We start from the raw sequence: 24,735 nt of genomic DNA on the forward strand, positions 1-24,735 counted from the left end.
CCAACGTCTCTGAACGGCCGGGCGCGCAATGGCATCGGACGATCGCTGACCTCGCATCGCGGTCGCCGAATTCTCTGATGGAATCCCTCGGCGTGTGCCGCTGGCTTCTCGAACTCGGCAGACCTCAGGGCTAGTCCTGGATTTCGCGGCGGGGCCACTCGCGGCCGCTTCGGGGCAGGTCGGCGGGGCTGGTTGCCAGGGTGCCGGACTTGAACCGCGCGGGTCTGCGCCGGGGGGCTTCGGGCCGAGCGGGTGCGGGTCGCTCGGGTACGGGCACGGGCACCGCATCGGATATGTTGCGTTCATCGAGTTCGGCCAACCCGACCACGATGATCAGCACCATGATGACCGCGACGACGCTCATGATCAGCGGTGTCAGCAACTGCACCGGCTCGGCGCCGTCCGGCATCGCATGGCCGCCGGCATGTTCGGCATGCATCGCCGCCATTCCGGTGTAGTGCATGCCGCATACCGCGACACCCATGATCAACGCCGCGCCGATGGTCGCGCGAAATCCGTGCACGTGCAGCATGAACCACAGCGCCGCGGTCGCCGCGACCACCGCGATCACCAGCGACAGCGCGACGGGCACGGGCCGGTATCCCACGGCCACATTGGTGTGCATCGCATACATGCCCAGGTAGTGCATGGCGGCCACGCCGAGTCCGGTGATGGTGCCGCCGACCGGCAATGCCAGGACTTCCCGCCGCCAGCGCACGACGACCGACAGTCCGATCCACACCACCAGAATGGCCACGACCGCACTGAGCAGCGTCATCGGCACATCGAAGCGAATAGTGCCACCGTTGATGGAGAAGCCGAGCATCGCGGTGAAATGCATAACCCAGATACCCGCGCCCCCAAGGGATACGGCCGCGGCGATTAGCCAGCCTCCTGGCCAGCGCGCCGATCGGGCATGCACCGCACACCGCAGGCCGAGCATCGATCCGATGACAGACATGACATAGGCCAGGACGGGGGTCACCCATCCATAACTGAAGTGGTCGAGATCCAGCACGCACACGCTCCGTAGCTACTAACCGGCTTCGCACCGGCAAATCGTGATGCAAACGTAACGCAACCTGCCGAGTGTTGCATAACTCATGTTTCAGAGCGAGTGTTTCGCCGCACACACCCTCCTCTTACCGACAGCCCAAGACCCGGTGGCCACAGCGATCCCCCTGGACCAGCCTCCGGTCCGCCATGTTTCGCCAAGCTTTGCAGGCCCCTAGGTTGAAGCGGCAACCTCCCAGAAACCCATGAGCACCACTCCAGCTTCCCACGCGACACAACCCCACCGAATCGATCGAGTCTCCGATCCGATCCCCGGCCGAGGTTCGCCGCGGGCACCATGACCGCCGATGCGGCGAAGAGTTGCTCGGTATCCGACCGCGGTGATGTCGCGTGCGATCCCCGAAGCCGACTCAGCAGATGTCCATGCACGGCTTCGGATTCAGCGCCGACGGCACAATCATGTACCTGGCCAACAACTTCGGCGGCCTCATGGTCATGGATATCAGCGCCGTGCAACGCCGCGACCCCAACCCACAGGTGCGCCAACTCGCGCACATCACCTGGACCGACGGCTGGGCCACGCAACACAACATCCCCGTCACCTACGACGGCACACCCTATGTCTTCGCGACCAACGAGGCCGGATCGGGCGGCGTGAAGATCATCGATGTCGCCGAGCCGACCAACCCGCGCATCGTCAACACCATCAAACTCGAAATCAACCTGCCCCAAAACCAGGACGCCGCAATGGCTTCCACATCCGGCGGCTCGCTGTTCTCCTACGATGCGCACCACTGCGCCGCCGATCGCCCCACCGATCCGACCGCATTGGCGTGCAGCTGGACCTCCTCGGGGATTCGCGTCTTCGATATCCGAGATCCCTTGGACGTGCGCGAAATCGCCTACTACAACCCGCCCGCACGCACCGGAGACAACACCGAACTGCCGAACTCACCGCACGCCCTCGCATCCATCATCGGTGTCCCGCTGCTCGCCTCCCCCACCGTCGCTCAGGTAATGCTGCAAGGTCAGTTCGATCTCACACAGGCCGGCAGTCCCCGAACCGGCATGCTCGCATTCGGTGACCTCTCCACCGACTGGTGCTTCTCGGCACCCGAATGGCGCGGCACTCAATTGTGGACCACCTGCGCCGACAACGGATTCCTCGCCCTCGCACTCGACCGGAACGGCTATACACCCCCCGGCCGATCAGCACTCGACCATGGGCTCATAACACCCCGGGCCTTCTCGCTGAACGGGAGGATCGGGCCCCGTCGCCGCCCCCGCCGGATACCGTTCCCGCGTCCGCTCCGATGCGACGAAACGATGAGGCACGCAGGTGAATTCTCCGCTCGTATCACTGGCTCTGCCACTGGCTTTGGCCGTGATCATGTTCGGGCTGGGACTTTCGCTCAGCGTCGACGATTTCACCCGCATCGCGCGCCAACCCAGGACGGTCGCTATCGCGCTGGCTTGTCAGCTGCTCGTGCTGCCGGTAGCCGCGTTCGGTCTGGTCCTGCTCTTCGACCTTCCGCCGACCCTTGCTGTCGGCGTGCTGCTGCTCGCGTCATCGCCGGGCGGTACCACGGCTAACCTGCTCAGTCACCTGTTCGGCGGCGATGTCGCACTCAACGTATCCCTCACGGCGGTCAATTCGATCATCGCGGTCATCACCGCACCCGTGATCACGAACTTCGCGATCGACTACTTCGAACCCGTTGCCGGCGCGAGCGGACTGGGCCTGCAGTTCGGCAAAGTCGTCCAAGTGTTCGCGATGATCCTGATCCCGGTCATCGTCGGCATGCTGGTGCGGCGGCTGGCCGCCGATTTCGCCGACCGGATGGACCGCCCGGTGCGCATCGGCTCGGCGCTGACCCTGGTACTCGTCATAGCCGCAAGCATGATCGGCGGTGCCGCCGACCTGCCGGGATACCTCCTCGACGTCGGCGCCGTCACCTTTGTCTTCTGCTTGCTCAGCTTGACCGTGGGCTACTTCGTCCCGCGATGGCTCGGCGTCGACATCCGCCAGGCGATAGCCTGCTCGATGGAGATCGGCATCCACAACAGCGCCATCGCCATTACGATCGCGATCAGCGTTCTCGACAGCACCGAAATAGCCGTGCCCGCAGGGGTTTACGGCGGAATTATGCTCCCGGTCGCGGGCGCTGTCGGTTGGCTCATCACGCGACGACACGTCCCGGTGGCGACCGAAGCGGTTGACCGAGGATGACCGTCGACGTTCCGGCGCAGATGTCGTTGCCCGGCCTCAGTCGCCGAACTCGGCGTTGAGGCGGTGCAGGAGTTCGGCGAGTGTTGCGAGGTCGGATTCGGGCCAGCTCGACAGTCGTTCGTGCAGCGCTCGGCGTCGGATGGCGCGGGTCGCGTCGAGACGCTGCTTGCCGAGTGTGGTCAGTGCGAGCAGCTGGGCGCGACCGTCGTCCGGGTCGGGTTGCCGGTCGATGAGTCCGAGTTCCTCGAGTGCGGAAAGTTGGCGTTAGTTGCCCGAAGCAACTAATCGAGAGCGAGGCCGTCACCGGTCGATTGCGGCGACGGGGACTTCGATCCTGGTGTCGTGCTTGTCCTGGGTCCAGCGTTGTGCGTCGTAGAGCCACCACCAGTCGATGTCGAGGCGATAGAAGCGGCGTGGACCGTCGGTGCGGAATTCGTCGAGCGGCAGCAGCCACTCGGCACGGACCGCGGGGTCGGGGAAGTTCGATTCGTAGTAGCGGTCGTAGTAGGCGGGCAGCTCGTCGGCGGTGACTTCACGACACTCACCGATGAACTGGGCGCCGTCGATCGGGATGCCCGACGGCGCGTCGGCGCCGGTCAGCCCGGTCCGGAAGATCGAGCCCGCCACCTGCGACCGGCCGGCGATATTCACCGAGTGCCGCGCATCACGCAGCGAATACCACACCAGCCGCAGCGGCCGGTACAGCACGACGTAGTTGACGGTGGACGACCAAGGTCCGGCAGGCCCGCTGGTGGCGAGGGTGACGAACCGAGCCCGGTCGAGCAGGCCACGACTGCGCAGCGCCAGCGCCGCCGTATCCGACGCGCGTCCGGGTTGTTCGGACACCGGTAGCGGGATGGGAATCGGTGGGTCGGTCAGGATTCGGGCGTCGAGGATCGTGTACCACTCGTCCTGACCGGTTCGCCGCTTCTCCCATTTCGGATCCTGCGACCGAACACTGACTGCGCGACGGTAACGACCCCATTCGGCTTCGTCGGCGAAGATGACGTGATGCTCGAGGCAGTGCACATCGTCACCGATGGTCACCGTGTACCACCGGGTGCCGAGCACCATGTCCAGGTCGGCGTAGAACCAGAGCTGACGGTCCGCGATCCATCGCCAGAACTCCGCCAGATCTGCTCGTGCCTTTTCGGTCGGCCGAAATCGGTAGACCAGGTGCAGCATTTCGCGGGCCTTTCGTTCGGATCAGGGCAGGAAATCGAGCCAGTCACGGCTCAACGAGGACTCATATTTGGTAAATCGGTCCCAGTAGCCGCGCGCAAGGTCCGTGTTGTGTGCCCGCACGCTGTCGATGTCGAGTTCCGCATCGTCGAGCAGCACCACAGCCGCGAGCGGTTCCACCGTCGCACCACGGCGGATCTTCGCTTCCAATGACGACGTCGCCAGCAAGAGCCGAGGTGCTCCGATATGTGCGGCGTAATCGATGGGCGCATAACAGGTGGTGACGAAATACGCGTAGCCGTCTTTGCCCAACGCCTCATCCGCGCCGAAATACCGGCCGTGCAGACTGTCGCCATGCCGATAGCAGACGGCGACAGTGGCCGGCCTGCCCGCTCGATGGCACAGCAAGACTTTTGTGTGATCGAGCAGGCCCACTCGGCGCTGGGCGGCGAATACCCGACGCATCCAGTCGACGCCTTGGCCGTTGCCGAATCGGTGGCGGGTGGCCGCGATCAACGGCGCGATCGCGGCCTCGATATCGGGCGTGAGATCGACCCACTCCGCTGTGAAACCTGCGGCGGTGAAGTCCCGCAGCTCTCTGCGGCGCCGCTTGCGGTTGTGCCCACTGGCCTGCGCGACAACGTCCGACGTTCCATGTGCGGGCACCGCGACGATGGCCTCGGCCGAATGCAGTAGCACGTGCGCGTCGGGATGTGCGCGCCCGAATTCTCTTGCGGCACTGAGCGGAAGATACGGCATCACCACCCCGGCCCGCCGGTGCTCGCGGGCGTAATCCAGAGCACCAGTGAGCAGGTGGGACAACACCACCGACCGTTGCGACCCAGCCACGCCGATCAGGCCGTTGCGCACCGACCGCCGAGCGCCGAGCCAGACGAACGGGCGCCGCCAGGGACCCGAAACCTTCGGGAAGAAATCCGGCAGATGGAACAGGCCGGGCGTTTGCTCGCCATCCCACAGCACCGTCGCAGCAGCGATCCGGTTACCGACGCTGATCGTCAGGACCGGATGCGGCCCCGACGCCAGATCGAGGTGGCGCAGCCAAGCATGACTACAGAACAGGTCTCCCGGCCGAACAAGGGCGTCCCATTCGACTGCGCTGATCGCGTCGACAGCTTCGACCAGCCGCATGTCGATAGAGGTACCGAGCATTACTTCTTCCACGCCACTAGCAGGTAGCGCGATAGTAGAATAATCAACCAGTTGCCGCCGGGTACGACCGACCGAACTTCGTCCCGGCCTACCAATCGTCCGCGCCACCGAATCCGGCTTCCAAGACGTGATATCGACGTTAGCCAGCGAATATCGGGCATACGAGCCGCGACTTCCGCGATACCGTTGGTCGACACTGTGAGTACAAACACAGTCACCTCGGCACCTGCGCACCAGCCACCGCCGGGTTGTGCTGCCCGCCCCGGCGGGTTGGCTTTTCGGTATCGTCCTGGCTCGTGAGGAGGGTGTGCCGTGGCTGTGCGTCCGGGTGATGTTTTCGCCGGTTATCGCATTGTGCGGCGGATCGGGGCGGGTGGGATGGGGGCGGTCTATCTAGCGGAGCATCCACGACTACCGCGCCGGGACGCGCTGAAGATATTGGATCCGGTTCTGGGGGCTGATGCGCGGTTCCGGGCGCGGTTCGAGCGCGAGGCGGAACTCGCCGCGCGACTCGAGCATCCGAATGTGGTGTCGATCTACGACCGCGGCGACGAAGGCGGGCTGCTGTGGATCGCCATGCGGTATGTCGACGGTGTCGACGCGGGCGAGTTGGTGTAGCAGGGTCCAACGGCGCTGCCGCCGTGGCGAGCCGTTCATATCATCGCCGCGGCAGCGCACGGGCTGGACGCGGCGCATCGCGGCGGGCTGCTACACCGCGATGTGAAACCGGCCAATATTCTAGTGTCGAAGGCCGATGACGGATCCGATACGGTGCGCATCACCGACTTCGGGATCGCGCGGTCACTGGATGCCTGCGCATCCCTGACCACCGCGGGATCGGCGCTGGCCAGCTTCGCCTACGCCGCGCCGGAGCAGCTGACCGGAGCGCCACTGGATCATCGCGCCGATATCTACGCCCTCGGCTGCAGCCTGTACGAAATGCTCACCGGCAGTGTCCCCTTCGGCGTTCGGATGCCTGCGGCGATGCTGCGCGCACACCTGCACGAGCCACCGCCGCGCCCGTCGCTGATCAGCAGCTGGTTGCCACGAGACCTCGACGAGGTGATCACCCGGGCCATGGCGAAGAACCCCGCGGACCGCTACGCGACATGCGGCGAGCTGGCCGCCGCGGCGATCCGCGCGCTCGATCGACCGACCGACGCCATTATTCCACCGCATGCCAGAGCAGATTCGCGGCGACCCCATCGACCATCGTGCCGATATCTACGCGCTCGGCGCCACCCTCTACCAAATGCTTACCGGCACAATACCTTTCACGCGGACTACGCCCGCCGCTATGCTGCAGGCGCACCTGTTCGAACCCCCGCCACGGCCCTCGGCCGCCGATCCCGCGCTGCCGACCACACTCGACGATGTCATCGCGATCGCGATGGCCAAGGACCCCGAACATCGCTACGACAGCTGTCGCTCGTTGGCCGCGGCTGCCACTCGTGCTCTGGAACCATCAGCGCCGCAACTCGTTTCATCGGATCTGCAAGGCGCGGCAGCCGTATCGCCACCCGGCGCAATCGAATTCGCACAACCGCGCGCACATCGATCACGTTCCCGCACCACTACGATCGTGGCCGCGACAGCAGTAGCCGTGCTGACAGCGGCGGTTGCCATTGCGCTGACATCGCGGGGCGCTAGAACGCTCTCCGGCATCGGAATACCCGCCGACACAACGACAGCGGTCCGCACGACCACATCGTCGGCACCCTCGACATCATCTTCCGCCAGCACCGCCTGGGGTCGCGACAACGACCTCGTCGCCTTGTTCACCACACTGCTCCCGGCCACCCCCGCGGACTCCGGCTATCAAGGCGCACGCTGCACCGATCTCACCGTCCTCAACAACGGCGCGGCCCCCACCCTCGAATGCACCCAGGACAACGGAATCCACTGGTACGTCTGGTCATTCCGCCGCGGCGACCCGCGCCGCGACAGCACCTTCCGAACCAATATCGACAACGACACCACCCGCCAGACCACCTGGACCCGCCCCTCCGGAACCGGAAATGTGCGCTGGAGCTACTACCCCGGCGCCAACACCGGCCTACTCACCGTCTCCTTCGACGACCCCACCCGCGCCTGGGTCGTCATCGACGTCAACTGGGACCACCACACCGGCCAAGAACTCTACGACCAATGGTGGACCCCCGCACCACTCTGACGCCCACGTCAACCCTGATCAGGTCGGCCCCGGGATTCCAGAGAGCTTGTCCGGGTTGGTGGTCGAGTAGATATCCTCCCAAAGTCATTGCCATAAAGTACGAAATCTGTATGATATGGGAATCATATAATATTGTTAGCGTATCTAGCGATGTTCCGGCGGCATCCGGCGGGCGCGCGCAACGAGTTCGGCGGGCAGGTGTGACGGCCGAACCTCCAGCAACGAACAAGTAGATGGACACGAAAGGCAAAGGCGCACATGACCAACCATGAGGACACACCGCCGCCCGCCCCGCCCGCCGTCGACTACGAACGGCTGTATCGCGGGGAGGAGGTCTTTCCGGGTGTTGTCATCGACCGTGCACCCTGGGACATCGGTCGGCCGCAACCGCTACTGCTGGATTTCGAGCGCACCGGCCGCATCGTCGGCGAGGTCCTCGACCTCGGCTGCGGACCAGGAGACACCGCCGTCCACCTCGCCGGACTCGGATACCGAGTGGCCGGCCTCGACATCGCCCCCACCGCTATCGAGCAGGCCCGCGCCCGCGCCGCCGAACGCGGGGTATCGGCGACCTTCGACGTCGCCGATGCCACGGTCCTGGACGGCTACGACGCGTGTTTCGACACCGTGGTGAGCAGTGCGCTGCTGCACTGTCTCGATCCGGAACAGCGTGTCAGGCACGTGCATGCGCTGGCGCGCGTGCTCAAACCCGGCGGCCGGTTGATCCAGTTCTGTTTCCTGCGAACCGATCACGCCGAGTTGTATGCCCCGTATCCGATCACCGAGCAGCAGTTGCGCAGCACATTCGAGCCGCCGACCTGGTCGGTCACCACCCTGCGCACCGACCGACTGGAGGTGGCCGAGCCGGTCGGCCGGATGCTCAGTGGCTTCGCGCAGAACGGATTCGAACCCGAATTCACCGAGGCCGGGGCGATACTGCTGCCGGTCCTGGTACTAGAGGCGCAGCGCATCTGAGGCGCCAGTTCCTATTTCACGAAAGGACCATGACATGGACGAGAGCAGCTACCGCAGTCGGACCAACAGCATCAACAAGGTCATCGTCGGGCTGCAGCGCATGGGTATCGCCTTCGGCCCGATGCAGCTACTTACGGTCACCGGGCGCCGAACCGGACGGGTGCTCACCTTCCCGATCGCGGTCAACAAGCTGAACGGCGGCCGATACATCTTCCAGGCGTTCCCCAAGGCCGCCTGGGTGGCCAATGTTCGTGCGGCGGAGGCGGTCACGCTGACCCGCGGTCGGCGGAGTTCGACCGCCCGGCTGACCGAGATTCCGGTGGAAGAGCGTCGGCCGCTGCTGCGCGAGCTGGTGGCCGGGAGTCCGGCCAGTGTCGGCAAACGTTTCGTCACAACGGGACTGGCCGAGGCGGCGACACCGGACGGCGTCGCCGCGGCGGCGCACCAGATCGCGGTCTTCCGCGTCGACCCGGCCTGACAGCGCTCGACCGCAGCCGCTTCACGCGGCCGCGGTCGAGACTCCATTCCGGCTATGAGTTCGGCGGCGGTCGGGACTTCGGTGCGGATGGGTGCATTGCCGTAGAACCCACTCGATACAGAAAAGGAACCGGGATATGACCGACGAACACTCCCACGTCGAGCCCCATGCCCACGCACACCGTCACGGCACACTGACCCATACCCACGCTCACAGCGCACACGAGCACGACCACCTCGAACACGAGCACACCCATACCCATACCCATGACGGAGTCGAGCATTCGCATCGCCATGTGCATCAAAGCGATCTGTCCAACGATCACTCACACACCCACGACTGAGCCGGACCGGGCGGGCGCCCGGACTCCGGAAACATCCATTTTCGCTGGTCAGCTGCGCTGATCTGTCGGTGTATACGGAATGTTGAGGGCGCTGTTCTCGTCCACACGGATGGGTCTGCCGAGTTGCGGAAACGCACGCTGGGCGCAATTCGTGCGTTCACACACTTTGCAACCCGGTCCGATCGGAACGGCGGTACTCGGGTCATCGATCGGCAAGCCGTGAGAGTAGACGAGTTTGTGCGCATAGGTGAGGTCACAGCCGAGACCGATCGCGAAGTCCCGCTTGGGTGAAAGGTAGCCCGGTGTGCTCTCGTCGGTGGTGCGCGCCAGCCACAGGTATCGACGGCCGTCGGGCATTTGCGCGATCTGGGTGCGGATCCGCCCCGGTGTCGCGAAGGCTTCGTGAACGACCCACAGCGGGCAGCTGCCGCCTACGCGCGAGAAGTGAAATGCGGTGGCGGACTGACGTTTCGAGATGTTTCCCGCGCGGTCGGTGCGGACGAACAGGAATGGAACACCGCGCTTGCCGGGGCGTTGCAGTGTCGACAGGCGGTGGCAGACGGTCTCGAAGCCGACCTCGAATTTGGTCGAGAGCAAGTCGATGTCGTAGCGCAGCGCTTCTGCGGCCCCGTGGAACGCGGTGTAGGGCAAGATCAGCGCCCCGGCGAAGTAGTTGGCCAGCCCGACCCGCAGCAGGCCACGCGACTGCGCGGCCAGCGAATCCGCCTGTGCGATAACCGCATTGACGGTTTCGGCTCGGGTCAGGAACGCCAGCTGGGTCGCCAGCTGGAAGGCGCGGACATCCTCATAAGGCATGGCGGTGGCCGAATCGTGTGCGGGACTGTCGATGTCGGCCGAGACGCGTTCGAGTTGGTCGGTGGCGCCGCGTAGTCGGCGGTGCATGCCGACCAGGACCCGCGCCGCGGCGGGGATACGGGAGACGAGTTCATCGATCTCGGTGGTCGAGATGGACGCGCCCTCGGGGTCTTCGGCGAACACCTCCTGCAGGTCGGCCAGCAGGCGCGCGTCGGTGTCGGCGGCAAAGAATGCCCCAGCGTTCGGTCGTCGCCTGATCCGAAACCCTGACATCGGGTGAAGGCCGATGAGTCCTATCAGATCGGTGCGATCGGCCATCCAGTCCGCGCATACCTGTCCATCGGCGCGTGGCGCAGCCGATCCACGGTGTCGTCCTGGCCGTCGAGTTGCGCACCGCCGTCGTAAGGGACACGATGGCGCGGTCGTCTGCACGGGGCCAGCCGTAGGGATCTATCGGAGGTGCATATGCCACAACGCCTTTGGGCTGGGTGAAGTTGGCACGGACACGCCGTGACCTGCGTGATTCGATACCATCGAAGCGACCCCGGCTGAGGCTGTGGTGACGTCAAAATTGGCCGATACCAACATCTTCCGTGTGGTGGTGGTATCAAATTGCCATTGATCGGCGGTGTTGTAGATGACCGATGTAACCAGTCAGGAGTGCCCGCGTGCCACGTGAAATCGATTCGGCCGTCTTCCCGCATCTGGATGCGGACCTGGACCGCGTCCGTGACGTTCTCGGCCCCGTGCAGTTCCAGGGCAGGCCAGAGCTGACCGCACTCACCGACGAAGGGCCCGACAGCTCTCGCCGCCTGGTCCGTCCCACATTGACCTTGCTGTCGTACTACCTGCTCGCCGATCCCGCAGCGCCGGCCGAGGACCGGGTGGTGCGCGCCGCCGCCGCCATGGAGCTGCTGCACCTGGGCTCGCTCTACCACGACGACGTCATCGATCACGCCTACCAGCGCCGCGGCCGCCCCAACGCCAACGCGGTGTGGGGCTCGCATATGGCCGTATTGGGTGGAGACTCCGTGACGTCCTCGGGCACGCGCATGCTGGCCGAACTCGGCCAGCGCGAAGTTCTCGTAGGGGCGATCGCGGGTGAGCAGATGTGCGAAGGCATGGTCATCGAGGCCGCCGACCTCTACGCGGCCTCCCGCAGCGAACAGTCCTACCTGGACTCGATCAATGGCAAAACGGCGGTGCTGCTCTCGCTGGCATGCCAAGTGGGCGCGATGCAGGCCGGCCGGCCCGAGGATCAAGAAGAGGCGCTGGCCCTGTTCGGCCGACACTTCGGGCTGGCCTACCAGCTGTACGACGACATCCTCGATCTGACCTCGACCGCCGAAGAGATGGGCAAACCCGTCAACACGGATCTGCCCGAGGGCATCTACACCCTTCCCGTGATCCGCGCCGCTGCCCGCGACCGGGACCTTGCCCGCCTGCTGCGCAGAGCTATGACACGCGAACAAGCCGCACACGCCCGCGAGCTCGTCATCGCCTCCGGCGCCGTGGACGAAGCACAGGCGATGGCCGATGAATTCATGGACCAGGCTGCCGGTCAGCTTGCCAATCTGCCCGCTGACCCGCACGCCCGCCACGCGATGACCGCCTACGCCCGGTCCATACTCGACCGGCGAACTCCGCTGCCCGTGGTCCCCCCGCAGGCGACACAGCCACCCGCGGCCCAAAGTGATGCGCTCCCACCGGAGCTCGCGCGATGGGTGCGGAGCTGGATGGCGGACACCGGCCTTGTCGTCTCCCCGGCCGAGTTCGACCACCACCACCGATGGTCAGGAGCGCTGCGGTCCCCGGCGGCACAGATCTTGGCCCCAGCTGACGCGGCCCGTGAACAGACCACCGCCGCCATAGCCATGCTGTCCTTTGTCTGGGACGACCTCTTCGAGGATCCGCAGCTGAGGGACCCAGAAGCCGTCACCGCGCTGCGGCGTGGCCTGGTGGCAATGCTGCGCCAGGACCCGGAGGCAGCGGGGCGGCCCGGCGCGATCCCGACGGCCTGGGCGAGTTTGTGGCCGCGCCTGCGCGAGGGCCGGACCACCCGCTGGCAGGAGCGGTTCCTCGACAGCCTCGAGGAGTGGTTCGAAGCCGCCGAACGCGAAGCGCACCACCGCATCGACGGCTACATCCCCGCCACGGCCGACTACCTGCCGCTGCGAATGTCGACCAGTGGGATCGACATCGTCCTCGCCTGCATAGAGGTGCACCAGGACCGGGAACTGCCCTCGAAGCTGCGCAGCCACCCCGTGATCCGCCGTCTCGAGGAACTCACCTTCTTGGTGACCTTCGTGGAAAACGACCTGGTGGGGTTGGATCAGGATGAGGCCGACCAAATCCCCTACAACCTGGTGCGGGCGGTCCGTCACGAGACCGGCTGCACCCGCCGCGAAGCCGTGGAGCAGGTGCAGCGCCAGGCGGCGGAGCATCGCGCCCAACTCGAGGCGGTGATCCGCTACCTCCCCGCGCTCCTGCGCATGGTTCCCGGCCTGTCGGGCCCGCGGAAGGAATTCGCGTCGATCTACGGAAACCTGGCGAACATGACGTTCTGGGCGAATCAGACCGATCGGTACACGCCAACCGCATCCGCAGCGCCGGACTTGGAACGCTTGCGCCGTGAGATCTACCACTACCCGGCCGCCGAACCGGCTCCTACCGCGCGGTAAGCCGGCAAAGCAGGTGTCCCGCGCGATCCACCGTGGTGGTCGCGCGGGACGCCCCAGATATCGACCGACAACCACGCACCACGTCATCCCTGACTCAATCCGTGCTGAACAGCTTCTCCACTCGCCTGGCGAACAGCACATCACCCTTGACACGCAGCTTGCCGGAAAGCATCGATTTCGTCCCCGACGCCTGCCCGGACAACAATCGGAGGAACAGGACATCTCCCAGCGTCAGTGACACCGTCGGTTTGACACCCGCCGTAGCCTTCGTCACGGTGCATCCACCGTCGCGAATCGTCACCAACCACTCGTCGGGAGTCTGCCCCACTCGCCATAGCACGGTGGCATCGACACCGCGTGCTTCGTCAACACTCAACCGGTCCGGCATGCGCGCGAAAACGGTGTCGAGCATGGTGTTTCGTATGTTCGGATCGGCCAGCGCGGCGCGCAACTTCTCATCGGACGTGCTGGCGATGAGGTTCTTGAACTCACCCGGTGAGACTTGCGCTGGGTCGATCTCGGTGATGTCGTACATCGGATTCCCTCCATCGGCCGCCGAATGGTTGCGGCGCGTTCGTCGGCACGGTGTTCGTAGCCGTTGTGCTGAGCGTCCGACCGCAAGCTATTGGCGGGGATCGGCGACATGTACGGGACGGTTGACGTCGCTGACCGTCAGGTCGAGCACGGATTGCGATGCGGGATCCCCCTGCCCGATCACCAGCCGGGTCGCGACCGGCTCGTGTCGGCCACCCACCTTGAACCACACGGTCAACCTCCCGTCCGTGGTGACGCTCGGCACCACCTGGGCAATGTCGTGGGCCGCAACGAGTCCGGTGACGCGGAACGCTTCGACATCGGCGACGGTCTCCCTTGCCTCGGTCTGCACCGAAGACATCGATGTCAGTAGGTTCGCGACTCCTCGGTGCGGGTCGATCAACGTGGTGGGCAAGGGATCAGCCGACCCGTTCTGCTGTGGTGGCGCCGGCGCGAATCGCCCGGTGGGGTCGCGGGTGTAGATGGTCGAGTCGATCTCGACGAAATCAACGCGGACGTCACCGAGTACCGACGGCACCACCAGCTGTCCTTTCGCTCGCGCGTCACCGTCCCGGACCACGTCGGCCGACATGGCCCGGACACTCACTCCACTCAGGGACGCGCCGCTGAGCTGCAGGGTGAGGTGTGCGCTTGTCGTCGCACGCGCGGCCGCCGCCGCGTTGCGGAGTAACTGGGCGGGCCGTGGCAAACCACCATCCGCGGTGCAGGCGGTGCCGCCGATCGACAACAGGACGATGATCACGCCGATACCGGCGCGTCGGCCGATCATCGGACCAGGTGGGCGGAGTTTGTCCGGCGCACCTTGCCCGACGGAGTCTTCGGTATCGAACCCGGTGCGACAACGGCAACTGACCGCGGTGTTGCCCCCACGCTGTCGCGGACGGCGCGGGTCACCTCCCGTTGGATACGTACGATGTGCTGGTCATCGTTCCAATCGGCGGACTCGACGGCGACCGCGAAACTCTCGCGGATTTCCCCCGGCTCGAGTCGCACGGCGACGGTGTTGCCCCGTCGGACACCCGCCACCGTCGCGGCGGCGCGCTCGATGTCGGTCGGGAAAATATTGCGGCCCGCGACGATGATGGTGTCCTTCTTGCGCCCACAGACGACGATGTCACCCGATTCGGTCAGGTAGCCGAGATCACCGGTCGCCAACCACCCGCCCTCGTTTCGCGCTGAGCTGTAACCGTTTTCGGTGAAGTAACCATCGGTAACCGCGGCACCGGAGATGACGATCTCACCGACCGTTCGCGGCTGCACAGATACTCCGGTGTCATCCAGCACTCGTGCCTCGACACCGGGAAGCGGCGCCCCCAGCGTCACCAGCACCCGGGCGTCCGCACCCTCGGCCGGCGTCGCGCAACCGGCCGTCTCGATAGCGTCGGGCCGCACGGCATCGGTTTGCACGCCCTTACCGACCGGACTGAACGACACCGCGAGCGTGGCCTCCGCCATGCCGTAGGCGGGCACCACCGCACCCGCCGACAGACCGAAACGCGCTCCGGCCCTGATGAATTGGGCGACAGCGCTCGCATCGATAGGTTCGGCGCCGTTCAACGCGAACCGCATACTGGACAAGTCGAATGCCCCATCCGGAGCCGACTCCATTCGCCGTGCCGCGATTTCGTAGGCGAAGTTCGGCGCGGCGGTCATCGTGGCGTGATGTCGAGTAATGAGATCCATCCACACCAGCGGTGAACGTAGGAAATGCGTCGGACTCACGCACACCACCTCGACCCCGAACTGCAACGGCGTCGCCACGAAACCCACCATGCCCATGTCGTGGAACAGCGGTAGCCAGCTCACCCCGACATCTCTGGCCGGATCCATATCGGATGCCCGCGCGATGGCGTGACCACTCGCGTACAGGTTGGCGTGGGTGATGGCAACAGCTTTCGGGGTGCCGGTGGATCCCGACGTCAGCTGAAGTAGCGCCAAGGTGTCATCCGGAACATCGGTGGGCTCCAACGGTGTCGACGAACCCAGCCGGGCGATCGACACACTGAGCACATCGTGCTCGGCGAGAATGGTCACCGTGCTGTCGAAAGGGGGTCCGATCAACACCAGTTTGGCGTCGATGACATCGAGGGATCTGATGGTGTCACGCCCCCAGACCGTCAGATCGGTTCGATGCGTCGGTTGATGCAGCATTGTGGCCGAGGCGCCGAGCAACCAGCAGGCCAGTACCGCTACCACGACGTCCTCGGGTTCACCGGCAAGAATGGCGACCCGGGAACCCATGGTCACACCCTGATCGGCCAGCGACTGCGCGGCACATCGACTGTGCTGCAGCAGCTCTGCCCAGGTCTTCCTGCACAGCGCATCGGGATCGCCGTAGGAGAAACCCCGCTCGGAGACGCTGCTGGTCAGTACGTCATCGATAAAGCGCGACATCTAAGCTCCTCGTGGTAGATCGGCCGGTTGTCGGTCCACGCCCAACACCGTTGGTGGCGTGAGCCGCTCGCGTAATCGGCGTCGCCATTGCTCGTAACCGGGCTCGCCCGTGCCGAACGGTTGTGTGCTGGCCTCGTCGACGACCGCGACGACCGCATCGACATCGGAATTACAGAGCACTCGGGCCGCCGACACCGAGCAATCCGGTACGTACCCGGCATGGGCTCGGGCCTTGATCGCGAACGCGGCACCCTGTGCCATGTCCGCGACCGCGCGCCCGGCACGTCGCTGCGCTGTGTGTACGTCGGTCTCCGCGACTCCACCGAGATAGGCGATGGCGGCACCGATGCCGCTCCACATGTCGGCCCGACGGCCTGGATCCATACGCTCGATCCGGTTGGCGATCGCCTCCAGATCCGCGTCGTTGACGAAGTACAACGCCCGTCCGACGCCCTGATCGACGGCGCGCAGGAAGTAGGAACTGTCACCGTCCCACGAATACGGCTTGGGCCGCCACTGCCTATCGATCCATCGTGCCGTCTGGAAATACGCTCCGTCGAAACCGAATCCGTCGGCCGCCAGCCAGGTCAGATGCGACAACACGGCATCGTCGCCGAGGTGCGGCCTGCACCGTCGCCACAGGAACCTCGGCAGGCGTGGCATCAGCAGCCCATAGCCGACGTAGGCCATATAGGCGTGTGGGGCACCTGGACCTTCGACGAATTGCCGGGCCAGGTTTCGCCGCCGAAGGCCGATGAGGTCGCGGGTGACGAGCGCGGTCACCGCCCCTTCGTAGGCCAGGCTGCGATAGAACGGGTCGATATGGTCGAGAGCCGCTGCGAGGTCATCGATGTCGGCAATATCAGCGCCCATCTCGAAACCCCGGATCACCTGCACGCCAACCTGTTCGAGCGTGCTGGTTATCGGTGCCGATGTCGGGAACCCACGGCGTGCGAACAATGCGTCGGCCTGGGTGGGTACCGGCAGTATTCGGCGAAGAACGCGAAGTGCTGTCACGTGGAAGCTCCTGCTGCGATCGGGTGGTGATTACGAACTGCGGCGGCGTAGCGTTACCGCGCCGGTGAGCAAGGAGGCCGCGGCGAACGCTGTCACGACCACCAGGTCGATCCACATCGTGGTGGTCGGGTGTGGATACGTGCCGATCTCGGTGAGCCCCTGCGCGGCGTAGCGCAGCGGCACGACGTTGCTCAGCCCTTGCAAGAATCCGGCCATGTCCTCCCGCGGCCAGACGAGACCGCAGAGCAGCAGCTGCGGGATCACCAACGCGGGCATGAACTGCATGGCCTGGAACTCCGACTGCGCGAACGCACTGGTCAGCAAACCCGTCGACGAGCCGAGCACGGCCGTTGCGATGACGATCAGCAACACCGCTGCGATGGACCCCTGCGATTCGAGCCCGAGGAACTGATAGGCGACCGTGGCGGCCACCGCCGCCTGCACCACGGCCACCACGGCGAATGCCAGTCCGTAGCCGAGCAGCAGATCCATCTTCGACAGTGGCGTGCTCATGAGTCGTTCCAACGTGCCGGTAGTGCGTTCGCGCAGCATGGCAACGCTGGTGACCATGAACATCGACACGTACGGAAAGATGCCGAGCAGCATCAATCCCAACTGGTCGAAGATGTCCGGGCGACCGTCGAAGACGAAGCGCAGCAAGGTCAACAGCACACTGGGCACCACCAGCAGCAGGCCCACCGTGCGGCGGTCATGTCGAATCTGGGTGAGAACACGCGCGGTGGTATGCAACAGCATGCGGGCATTCACAGGGTGACCTCCGGCCGGATATTGTCGGAAACCTGATGATCCGAGACGTGAGTTGCGGTGGTGGGCTGCAGGTTTCCGTCGGTGGACTCGATCAGCCGGAGGAAGGCGCCCTCCAGGGACTCAGCTCCGGTTTGCCTCAGCAAGCCCGCGGGGTCGGAGTCGGCGAGCACGCTGCCCTCTCGCATGAGAAGGAGCCGATCACAGCGTTCGGCCTCGTCCATCACGTGACTGGACACCAACAACGTTGTGCCGCCATCGGCCAGATTGTGGAACGCGGCCCACAGGTCACGGCGCAGCACCGGGTCGAGGCCGACGGTGGGCTCGTCGAGCACCAACAACTTGGGTCGAGCGATGAGCGCGCACGCCAGCGACACCCGCGCACGCTGCCCGCCGGAGAGCTTGGCGGCCAATGTGTCTCGGTAGGTGGGCAGCCCGACCTCTTCGATGGCCCGATCCACGGACTCGGCCTTCGCCCCGTACATCACGCCGAAGTAGCGAACATTCTGTCGGACGGTCAGATCGTCGTAGATCGACGGCGACTGGGTCACGTATCCGACGTCACGGCGCAGCCGCCGATGCCCCGCCGGGTGGCCGAGCACGGTGATCGTGCCCGACGAGAACCGCTGCACGCCGACAACAGTGCGCATCAGTGTTGTCTTGCCGCAGCCGCTCGGCCCGAGCAACCCCGTCACCGTGCCCCGGCCGACGGTGAACGAGATATCGTCGAGGATCGTTTTCCGCTTCCGCCGCACGGTCACCGATTGAGCGTCGATGGCATACGACGACGAACTGGCATCCGGCGAATTCATCGGGCCGATCACCTCACTTTCGAACAGAGGAAGGACGTGGCAACGAGCAGGGCGGTCAGGTGATCCGGTAGAAGCGGTACTGCAGACCGAAGCCTTCGGTAAATCGGCCCTCACCGACGAAAAGCGTCTGGTTGACCCATTCGTAGTCGGGATCACCGGTCTCCAGACGCGGCAGCACCCGGAAATACTGGTCCTCGAATGCGGTGGGCACCCCGTCCGCGAACGCTGTCTGCACGGCGTCGGTCATCTCGATCAGCCCATCGAATTGGGCGTAGATGATCGCACCGTCGTCGGTCTCGAATTGCACGCGCACATCGGCGCGCGCCCACTGGTCGGTGCCGATCAGCACCCAGTCACCACCGCCGGGCAGCACTCGCCCGTTGATGCGCGCACCCTCCAGCTTTCCCTCACCGACTTCGATGAACATGCGAATTCCGTGCGGGGTATTGCCCACCATGCGAGGAGGATGCAATGACGCGGTGACTTCACCTTCGAACTTCAGTTCCATGAGCTACTCCTCTGTGCGGTAAGGGTCGTTGCGACGCAGCACCAATGACGAGTTGTGCCCGCCGAATGCAAAGGAATTCGTCAGCACGGCAGCGACATCGGCGTCGGTCGGCGCCGAGATGAACGACGCGCCCGCGCAGTCCTCGGCCACCTGGTCGAGATTGACCGACGGCGGGATCACCGATGTCTTGACGGCCAGCGCGGCAACGGCGGCCTCCAACGCGCCGCCCGCACCGAGCAGGTGACCGGTCATGGACTTGGTGGAACCCACCACGGTTTTCGCGAGATCGGCACCGAAAACAGCACGTAGCGCGGCCATTTCCGCGCGGTCGTTGAGGACTGTGCCGGTGCCGTGTGCGTTGATGTAGTCCACATCGGTTGTCGCGATGCCCGCATCGCGCAGCGCGGTGCGGATCGCCCGAGCGGCGCTGGAACCATCGGCCCGCGGTGCGGTCAGATGGTGGCTGTCGTTCGTTTGACCGTAGCCTGCGATTTCGGCGTATACGGTCGCTCCCCGCGCGAGAGCGCGATCCATGTCCTCGAGAACCAGCACCGCCGCGCCTTCGCCCAACACGAAGCCGTCGCGGTCGGCGTCGAAGGGGCGCGCGGCCTGCCCTGGACTGTCGTTGCGCCGCGACAGCGCCCGCATGCTGGCGAAGCCGGAAATGATAACGGGATTGACGCAGGCTTCGGATCCGCCGACGACGCACGCGTCGGCGTATCCGTCTCTGATCATCCGCATGCCCTGGCCGACCGCGTCGGCCGAGGACGCGCACGCGCTGCTCGGCGAGTAGCTCGGCCCGCCGAAATCGTGGCGTTGGGCCACCACCGAGGCGGCGACATTGGACATTGATACGGGGATGAAGGTCGGTGGGATCCGGTCACCGTCCGGGTCGTTGCCGACTGTGCTGCGAATCGTGTCGGCCCCGCCGAGTGCGCTGGCGATGATCACCGCAACGTCCGACGGATCGGCACTGAGCTCACCAGCGTCTTTGAGTGCCAGGTCGGAGGCTGCCATCGCGAGCTGACAGAAACGATCGAACCGTATGGCGTCCCTGCGCTCCATCCAGTCCGTCGCCGTGAAATCGTCGACCGTCGCGGCGATCCGAACCCGCTTGGTCGAGACGTCGAACGTGGTGATGGGCTTGACGCCCGAACGACTCGCGAGCAGGTTGTCCCACAGCACGCCGGGATAATTCCCCACTGGCGACACCACACCGATCCCGGTGATGGCGACCCTGCGCCGCTCGGTCACCGCTTGCGGCCGGCTCGGCGCGCTCATGACGACGTGGCATTCGGTTCGAGATCGAATAGGCGCTCCATCTTCATCGCGAGCTGCACATTGCCCGCCACCCGAAGATCACCGCGCGACATCAATTCGACACCACGCGTCGCGCCGCAGGCCAGCGCGACGAACGCCGCCGCGGGCGCGGTGAGGGTCGCTGCCGGTTCCGATGAGAAGGCGCCCTTTTCACCGACCGTGCAGCTGTCGGGGGTCAACTCGACGTCGCGTTCGAGTTTGCCGTGGGAGGGCCGGGTCACGGCCCAGCGGACCACCGCGAGCTCTGGCAGCCCGCCGCGATAGAACGTCGGCATCAAATCGAATGCCGCGACCAAACCCTCGGTGCCGGTGTCGGTATCGAGATGGTCCGCGAGCCGCTGCGCGGAGATGCTCTCGATCGCGCGCTTGACCCGGCCCCGGTCATTGCTGAGCAGATCCGCCGCGAGCTGCGTATCGACTCCGGAGGTGTCGTCCGCGGAAATGTCGGTCATGAGGTCACCGCTTTCTCGCCCAGTATCGAGTTGAGGTATCGAGCCAGTTCGCCGTGCGGATCCGCGCCGGGCAAGATCGCGCCGATGTGGCCGTCGGGACGCACAACGATCGCCGCTCCCCCGGACAAACCGAAGACCCCGAGGGCGTCGTCGCGGAAATCGTGCAAGGCGTCCGGACGCGGTACCGGGGAAACCGGCCACACTCGCAGCGGTATGTCGCCGAGCACCGACGCCCACGCGCCGAACGAGTCCTGCCATTCGGCCGCGCCTTCGACGGAAGTCAGCAACGCAAAGGTCCCGTTGGTCAGATCGCTGACGGCCGTGCGCCGCCCATCCGCTTCCAGCCACACATGGGGCGCGACGGCACCGACGGTCACCCTGGGGTGGTAGTCGACCACGTCGGCGACGACCGGAGCCGGGTGGTTTCCGTCCGAGGAATAGACGAATCCCCTTGCCTGACCGTAGAAATCGAAATGCGGCCGCTGTCGTTCGATGCCGTCCGCCAGTGCGGCGGCAGCACCGATCTCGTGCCCGGATCCGATCAGCGATCGTGCCTGTGTGAAGAACTCGTCCATGGCAACGGCGTTGTGCACGCTGCGCCCGGCGTTGAAGTCCGCGACGGGACGGCGCTCCGACTCGTAGGTGCTCAGCAGACGCGGACTCGACCAGCCGCGCAGCACACCGTGCAGCTTCCAGGCGAGGTTGTGAGCGTCCTGGATGCCGGTATTCATGCCGAAGCCACCGGTCGGCGGGAAGCTGTGCGCCGCATCGCCGGCCACGAATACCCGCTGGTGGACGTCGCTCCACCGGTCGACGGCCGTCGTACCCATCGCCCACGTCCGGACCGACTCGATCGTGATGTCGATGTCGGCAGCACCAATGGCCGATCGGACCAGGCGCTCACATTCGTTCTGGTCGGGCATCGCCGACGGGTTGATATCCATGCCGGTCAGCTCGAGTAGCCAAGTACCGCGTTGCGGCGAGACGGTGATGAGCACCCCGTGTACGTCATCGTTGACAACCCAGTACAGGGCGCTCTCATTACCTCCGACTACAGCGCCGAGATCGGCGGTGAAATGGATGTCCAACATCGTTCCGAGTGGTGCGGACGCCTCGACCGTGATGCCGACGCGCTGGCGCAACCGACCGTGAATTCCCTCGGCGAGAATCACATACGAAGCGCGGAGAGCGGAACCGTCCGCTCGTACCGCGCCGATCCCCTCGGAATCGGCGAGCAGATCGGCGATCTCCACACCCGACTCGACGCTGACCGAGGGGTAGTTGTGCAACTCACGCAGCGCGAGTGTCTGCAGCTCGTTCTGCGGACAGATCAGTGGCAGCACCGGACTCGCCGATACCGTCCGCATCAGCTTCTCGGCGTCCCCCACCATGTCTATCTCGCCGAGTTCGGCACCGACCAGGGTGGTGTGGAAACTGACCCGACTCAACGCCTCCAGGCTGGTGCCGACGTCCTGCGCCGGCCCGAGAAGATCGAGGTCTCGGAGTATTTCCGCGGTACGAACATTGACCATCGTGGCCCGCGGATGTATGGACGCACTCGACCGGCTCTCCACCAGATGGGTGCGAATCCCCTGGCGGCCCAACAGATGTGCGGCGATCAGGCCGGTCGGACCACCACCGACAATCAAGACCTCGCAGTCCTCGACACTCATAGTGGCACCTCGTGTCGAGGCCGCACGGGCACACCGTCGGCGGCGACCACGTACAGCGTGCGGTCGAGATAGTTCGTGATGGCGGCGTCCACTCGATGACGAAAAGCGATGCGCGCCACCGTGGCTATCGGCAGGCCGATGGCGATCGCCGAACCCAGCGCGCTGACGAAAACAGCCAGTGCTGCTTTCTCACCGACCCCACCGGGTCTGGTGTAGCGGCGGATCCGTCCTGCCGCGAATCGAAATGCCGCGCCGGCCAGCAGGTCCGGACCGATCACCGCGGCATTTTCGCGTGCCGATTCGGCCCGCACCAACACCTCGGGCAGCACAGCGGTGATCCGCTCGCCGCTGGCGGCGCCTGTCTCGACCAGTTGCCGACCGAGCAGGCGCAGCCGTTGATGCTCGGCATCGGGCACACCGGCGGCACGCAGACCGAACGACGCCTCCCGCCGTCCCAACAACAACCACCGCAGGGTGGTGAACAGTGACACAAGTTGATTGGCGGTATCCGTCACCGCGATCACACCGAGGTGGCGAGCACCGGCGGCGGTGAGCATGCCGCGCATACTCACCGCCGCGGACGCCCACATATTGCGGCATGCGATGAACTGCACGACCGGCAGATCGGCCACCAGATCGGGGTAGCGCCGCACCACCGTTCGCATCGGAATCGACGGGTTGAGATACCACACCTGGTGCGCGAGGAGCACGAGATCTACATCATCGCTTGCTGGTCGACCGCCGTCCTCGATGGAGATGTCCACGGTCGCCTCGGTGTCGGCGGCCGCCGGAAATACACCGAAGAAACGACCGAGTGACCATGGAAACGGAAAGTCACCGGAGGTGGTGACTTCGATCCACCGGACGTCGCAACCGGCTTCTACCAGTGGCTCGAGAAAATGTTCGAGGCACTCACGCAGTTGTCCGGTCTGCGAAAACCAATACACCGCGATCACAGCGGGTTCGGCGCCGACATCCCGCACGGGCAGATCCCGAGGTACGGCGCTCATGAGTCTGTGCCGCCGACTGCCGTGAGGTGCATGTACGAAATCGCGAAACGCCCCGATTCCGGGACCATGCACAGCAGCGTGTCGCCCGGCGTGATGAGCTCGTCGCGCAGCATCTCGTCGAGAATCACGAAAATACTTGCGCTGCCGATATTCCCGACCCGGGTGAGATTGCTGTACCATACCTCGGGTCCCGGCCGTGGAACATCGCGCCGCGACAATTCGCCGAGCACCATCGACTTCATCCGCTCGCTCGAATAGTGCGCCGGAATCCATTTCAAGGTGGTCGGGTCGAATTTCCCGTCGTTCAGCAAACGCTCATACTCGTCGATACCGACCTTGACCAGATGCGGTAGCAGCGAGAGTCGCTGTCTTGCGACCAGAGCGCCGGCCTCAGCGGCCTCCGTCGCGTTCGGATAATCCATCCAGGTCTTCTCGGCATCGTTGGACTCGCTGCCGAAATACATGCACGCCTGCTCGGTATTGGCGTACGAGGTCAGCGAAATCCAGTCGATGCGCAGGCTCACCCCGTTCGACCTCGGCTTGTCCTGGACGACCGCCGCTCCCGCGCCGTCGGAGAGCATATACCGCAGAAACGCAGTCTCCATGGGCAGCGAACCTTCCTCGGTCCGGCTCTCCAGCGACTTGTATCGACTGCTCTTGAATCCACGAGAAGCGAACTCGCTGGCGACCGCGACGGCGGCTGTCTTCTCGCCGATCGCCACCTGCAAGTAGGCGTTCTTCAGCGCCATCATTCCCGAGCTACAGATGCCGTGCGCAGTGACGATCTCGCAGGGCGGATATGCGAGGCGGCCGTGGACCATACTCGCGTGACCCGGTCCCATCAGGTCCGGTAGCGTCGTGGCGGCGGCAAGTAACTGTAAATCTTCCGCATCGATCTCCGATCGCTCAACGGCATCCTCCACCGCCCGAGCGGCCAACTCCGTATTCGAGAACACAGTTCGCTGTTCCCGATCCAGGGCGTAATAGCGAGTTTTGATACCACTATTGGCGAGAATCGTGTCCCGAAGATCGGAACTCGCGTTCCCCGCTTTGCCAATAAAGTCTTCGATTTCGTCGTTTGTTACCGGCTCGCCCGGAAGAAAGCGACCAGTACTGGTGATATATGCGGTCACCGGAATCTCCAATGCTGTCGAATGTGACACTTGG

General features: G+C 65.0%; 22 protein-coding genes and 1 pseudogene. 7 read left to right on the plus strand and 16 right to left on the minus strand.

The genetic code is table 11. The annotated features are described in order from the left end of the window. Positions 1-130: 130 nt before the first annotated feature. Positions 131-1,018, minus strand: a complete 888-nt coding sequence (locus OG874_RS29030) for an MHYT domain-containing protein (protein WP_330250280.1) — start codon at positions 1,016-1,018, stop codon at positions 131-133. Positions 1,019-2,353: 1,335 nt separating this feature from the next. Between OG874_RS29030 and OG874_RS29040 the strand changes: the two genes are divergently transcribed. Continuing rightward, positions 2,354-3,244, plus strand: a complete 891-nt coding sequence (locus OG874_RS29040; protein ID WP_330250281.1) for a bile acid:sodium symporter family protein — start codon at positions 2,354-2,356, stop codon at positions 3,242-3,244. A gap of 300 nt (positions 3,245-3,544) precedes the next feature. Here OG874_RS29040 and OG874_RS29045 read toward each other — a convergent pair whose 3' ends face one another. After that, positions 3,545-4,429 (minus strand): pyridoxamine 5'-phosphate oxidase family protein, encoded by an 885-nt coding sequence (locus OG874_RS29045; RefSeq protein ID WP_330250282.1) that lies wholly within the window; start codon positions 4,427-4,429, stop codon positions 3,545-3,547. A 21-nt stretch (positions 4,430-4,450) separates the two neighbouring features. Beyond that, entirely contained in the window at positions 4,451-5,596 is a 1,146-nt protein-coding gene (locus OG874_RS29050) for a peptidogalycan biosysnthesis protein (RefSeq protein WP_330250283.1), read from the minus strand. Between the two features lie 354 nt (positions 5,597-5,950). Between OG874_RS29050 and OG874_RS29055 the strand changes: the two are divergent. The 5 genes and pseudogenes from OG874_RS29055 to OG874_RS29075 form a co-directional block, all read left to right on the plus strand. Further along, a pseudogene (locus tag OG874_RS29055) lies at positions 5,951-6,691 on the plus strand (serine/threonine-protein kinase); the annotation flags it as partial. Positions 6,692-6,773: 82 nt separating this feature from the next. Beyond that, positions 6,774-7,769 (plus strand): serine/threonine protein kinase, encoded by a 996-nt coding sequence (locus OG874_RS29060; RefSeq protein WP_330257705.1) that lies wholly within the window; start codon positions 6,774-6,776, stop codon positions 7,767-7,769. Positions 7,770-8,027: 258 nt separating this feature from the next. Further along, the gene (locus OG874_RS29065; RefSeq protein WP_330250284.1) at positions 8,028-8,744 is read left to right on the plus strand and encodes a class I SAM-dependent methyltransferase; all 717 of its coding nucleotides are present in this window, start codon (positions 8,028-8,030) and stop codon (positions 8,742-8,744) included. A 34-nt stretch (positions 8,745-8,778) separates the two neighbouring features. Continuing rightward, complete coding sequence (locus OG874_RS29070) at positions 8,779-9,222, plus strand: nitroreductase/quinone reductase family protein (RefSeq protein ID WP_330250285.1); 444 nt, start codon at positions 8,779-8,781, stop codon at positions 9,220-9,222. A gap of 136 nt (positions 9,223-9,358) precedes the next feature. Next, positions 9,359-9,565 carry a zinc transporter Slc39a7 gene (locus OG874_RS29075; RefSeq protein ID WP_330250286.1) on the plus strand — a complete coding sequence of 69 codons (207 nt, stop codon included), beginning with the start codon at positions 9,359-9,361 and terminating at the stop codon, positions 9,563-9,565. Between the two features lie 48 nt (positions 9,566-9,613). On the opposite strand, the gene OG874_RS29080 is transcribed toward OG874_RS29075, so the two are convergent. Then, the gene (locus OG874_RS29080) at positions 9,614-10,654 is read right to left on the minus strand and encodes a short-chain fatty acyl-CoA regulator family protein (protein ID WP_330250287.1); all 1,041 of its coding nucleotides are present in this window, start codon (positions 10,652-10,654) and stop codon (positions 9,614-9,616) included. A 395-nt stretch (positions 10,655-11,049) separates the two neighbouring features. Here OG874_RS29080 and OG874_RS29085 point away from each other — a divergent pair, with 395 nt between their 5' ends. Next, positions 11,050-13,062 (plus strand): polyprenyl synthetase family protein, encoded by a 2,013-nt coding sequence (locus OG874_RS29085; protein WP_330250288.1) that lies wholly within the window; start codon positions 11,050-11,052, stop codon positions 13,060-13,062. 94 nt (positions 13,063-13,156) lie between these two features. Here OG874_RS29085 and OG874_RS29090 read toward each other — a convergent pair whose 3' ends face one another. The 12 genes from OG874_RS29090 to OG874_RS29145 all read right to left on the minus strand — a co-directional run bounded on the left by OG874_RS29090 (position 13,157) and on the right by OG874_RS29145 (position 24,701). Continuing rightward, on the minus strand, positions 13,157-13,597 hold the full coding sequence (locus OG874_RS29090) for an SCP2 sterol-binding domain-containing protein (protein WP_330250289.1): 441 nt from the start codon (positions 13,595-13,597) through the stop codon (positions 13,157-13,159). A gap of 87 nt (positions 13,598-13,684) precedes the next feature. Continuing rightward, positions 13,685-14,386 (minus strand): LppX_LprAFG lipoprotein, encoded by a 702-nt coding sequence (locus OG874_RS29095; RefSeq protein ID WP_330250290.1) that lies wholly within the window; start codon positions 14,384-14,386, stop codon positions 13,685-13,687. Further along, the gene (locus OG874_RS29100; RefSeq protein WP_330250291.1) at positions 14,383-16,011 is read right to left on the minus strand and encodes a fatty acyl-AMP ligase; all 1,629 of its coding nucleotides are present in this window, start codon (positions 16,009-16,011) and stop codon (positions 14,383-14,385) included. The genes OG874_RS29095 and OG874_RS29100 overlap by 4 nt, the downstream gene beginning before the upstream one ends. Then, positions 16,012-17,028 (minus strand): DUF1702 family protein, encoded by a 1,017-nt coding sequence (locus tag OG874_RS29105; protein ID WP_330250292.1) that lies wholly within the window; start codon positions 17,026-17,028, stop codon positions 16,012-16,014. It abuts the gene before it with no gap. A gap of 30 nt (positions 17,029-17,058) precedes the next feature. Continuing rightward, the gene (locus tag OG874_RS29110; RefSeq protein ID WP_330250293.1) at positions 17,059-17,784 is read right to left on the minus strand and encodes an ABC transporter permease; all 726 of its coding nucleotides are present in this window, start codon (positions 17,782-17,784) and stop codon (positions 17,059-17,061) included. Positions 17,785-17,792: 8 nt separating this feature from the next. Further along, entirely contained in the window at positions 17,793-18,605 is an 813-nt protein-coding gene (locus tag OG874_RS29115; RefSeq protein ID WP_330250294.1) for an ABC transporter ATP-binding protein, read from the minus strand. 55 nt (positions 18,606-18,660) lie between these two features. After that, positions 18,661-19,113 carry a DUF3237 domain-containing protein gene (locus OG874_RS29120; RefSeq protein WP_330250295.1) on the minus strand — a complete coding sequence of 151 codons (453 nt, stop codon included), beginning with the start codon at positions 19,111-19,113 and terminating at the stop codon, positions 18,661-18,663. Positions 19,114-19,116: 3 nt separating this feature from the next. Continuing rightward, positions 19,117-20,394, minus strand: a complete 1,278-nt coding sequence (locus tag OG874_RS29125; protein WP_330250296.1) for a beta-ketoacyl-[acyl-carrier-protein] synthase family protein — start codon at positions 20,392-20,394, stop codon at positions 19,117-19,119. Continuing rightward, positions 20,391-20,885 carry an SCP2 sterol-binding domain-containing protein gene (locus OG874_RS29130; protein WP_330250297.1) on the minus strand — a complete coding sequence of 165 codons (495 nt, stop codon included), beginning with the start codon at positions 20,883-20,885 and terminating at the stop codon, positions 20,391-20,393. The genes OG874_RS29125 and OG874_RS29130 overlap by 4 nt, the downstream gene beginning before the upstream one ends. Beyond that, on the minus strand, positions 20,882-22,558 hold the full coding sequence (locus tag OG874_RS29135) for an FAD-dependent monooxygenase (protein ID WP_330250298.1): 1,677 nt from the start codon (positions 22,556-22,558) through the stop codon (positions 20,882-20,884). Before OG874_RS29135 ends, OG874_RS29130 begins: the two co-directional genes overlap by 4 nt. Further along, complete coding sequence (locus OG874_RS29140; protein WP_330250299.1) at positions 22,555-23,568, minus strand: hypothetical protein; 1,014 nt, start codon at positions 23,566-23,568, stop codon at positions 22,555-22,557. The genes OG874_RS29135 and OG874_RS29140 overlap by 4 nt, the downstream gene beginning before the upstream one ends. Beyond that, positions 23,565-24,701, minus strand: a complete 1,137-nt coding sequence (locus tag OG874_RS29145; protein WP_330250300.1) for a 3-oxoacyl-ACP synthase — start codon at positions 24,699-24,701, stop codon at positions 23,565-23,567. The genes OG874_RS29140 and OG874_RS29145 overlap by 4 nt, the downstream gene beginning before the upstream one ends. Positions 24,702-24,735 lie beyond the last annotated feature (34 nt).

Origin of the sequence: Nocardia sp. NBC_00565, from assembly GCF_036345915.1 — a bacterium.
Taxonomy (GTDB): domain Bacteria; phylum Actinomycetota; class Actinomycetes; order Mycobacteriales; family Mycobacteriaceae; genus Nocardia.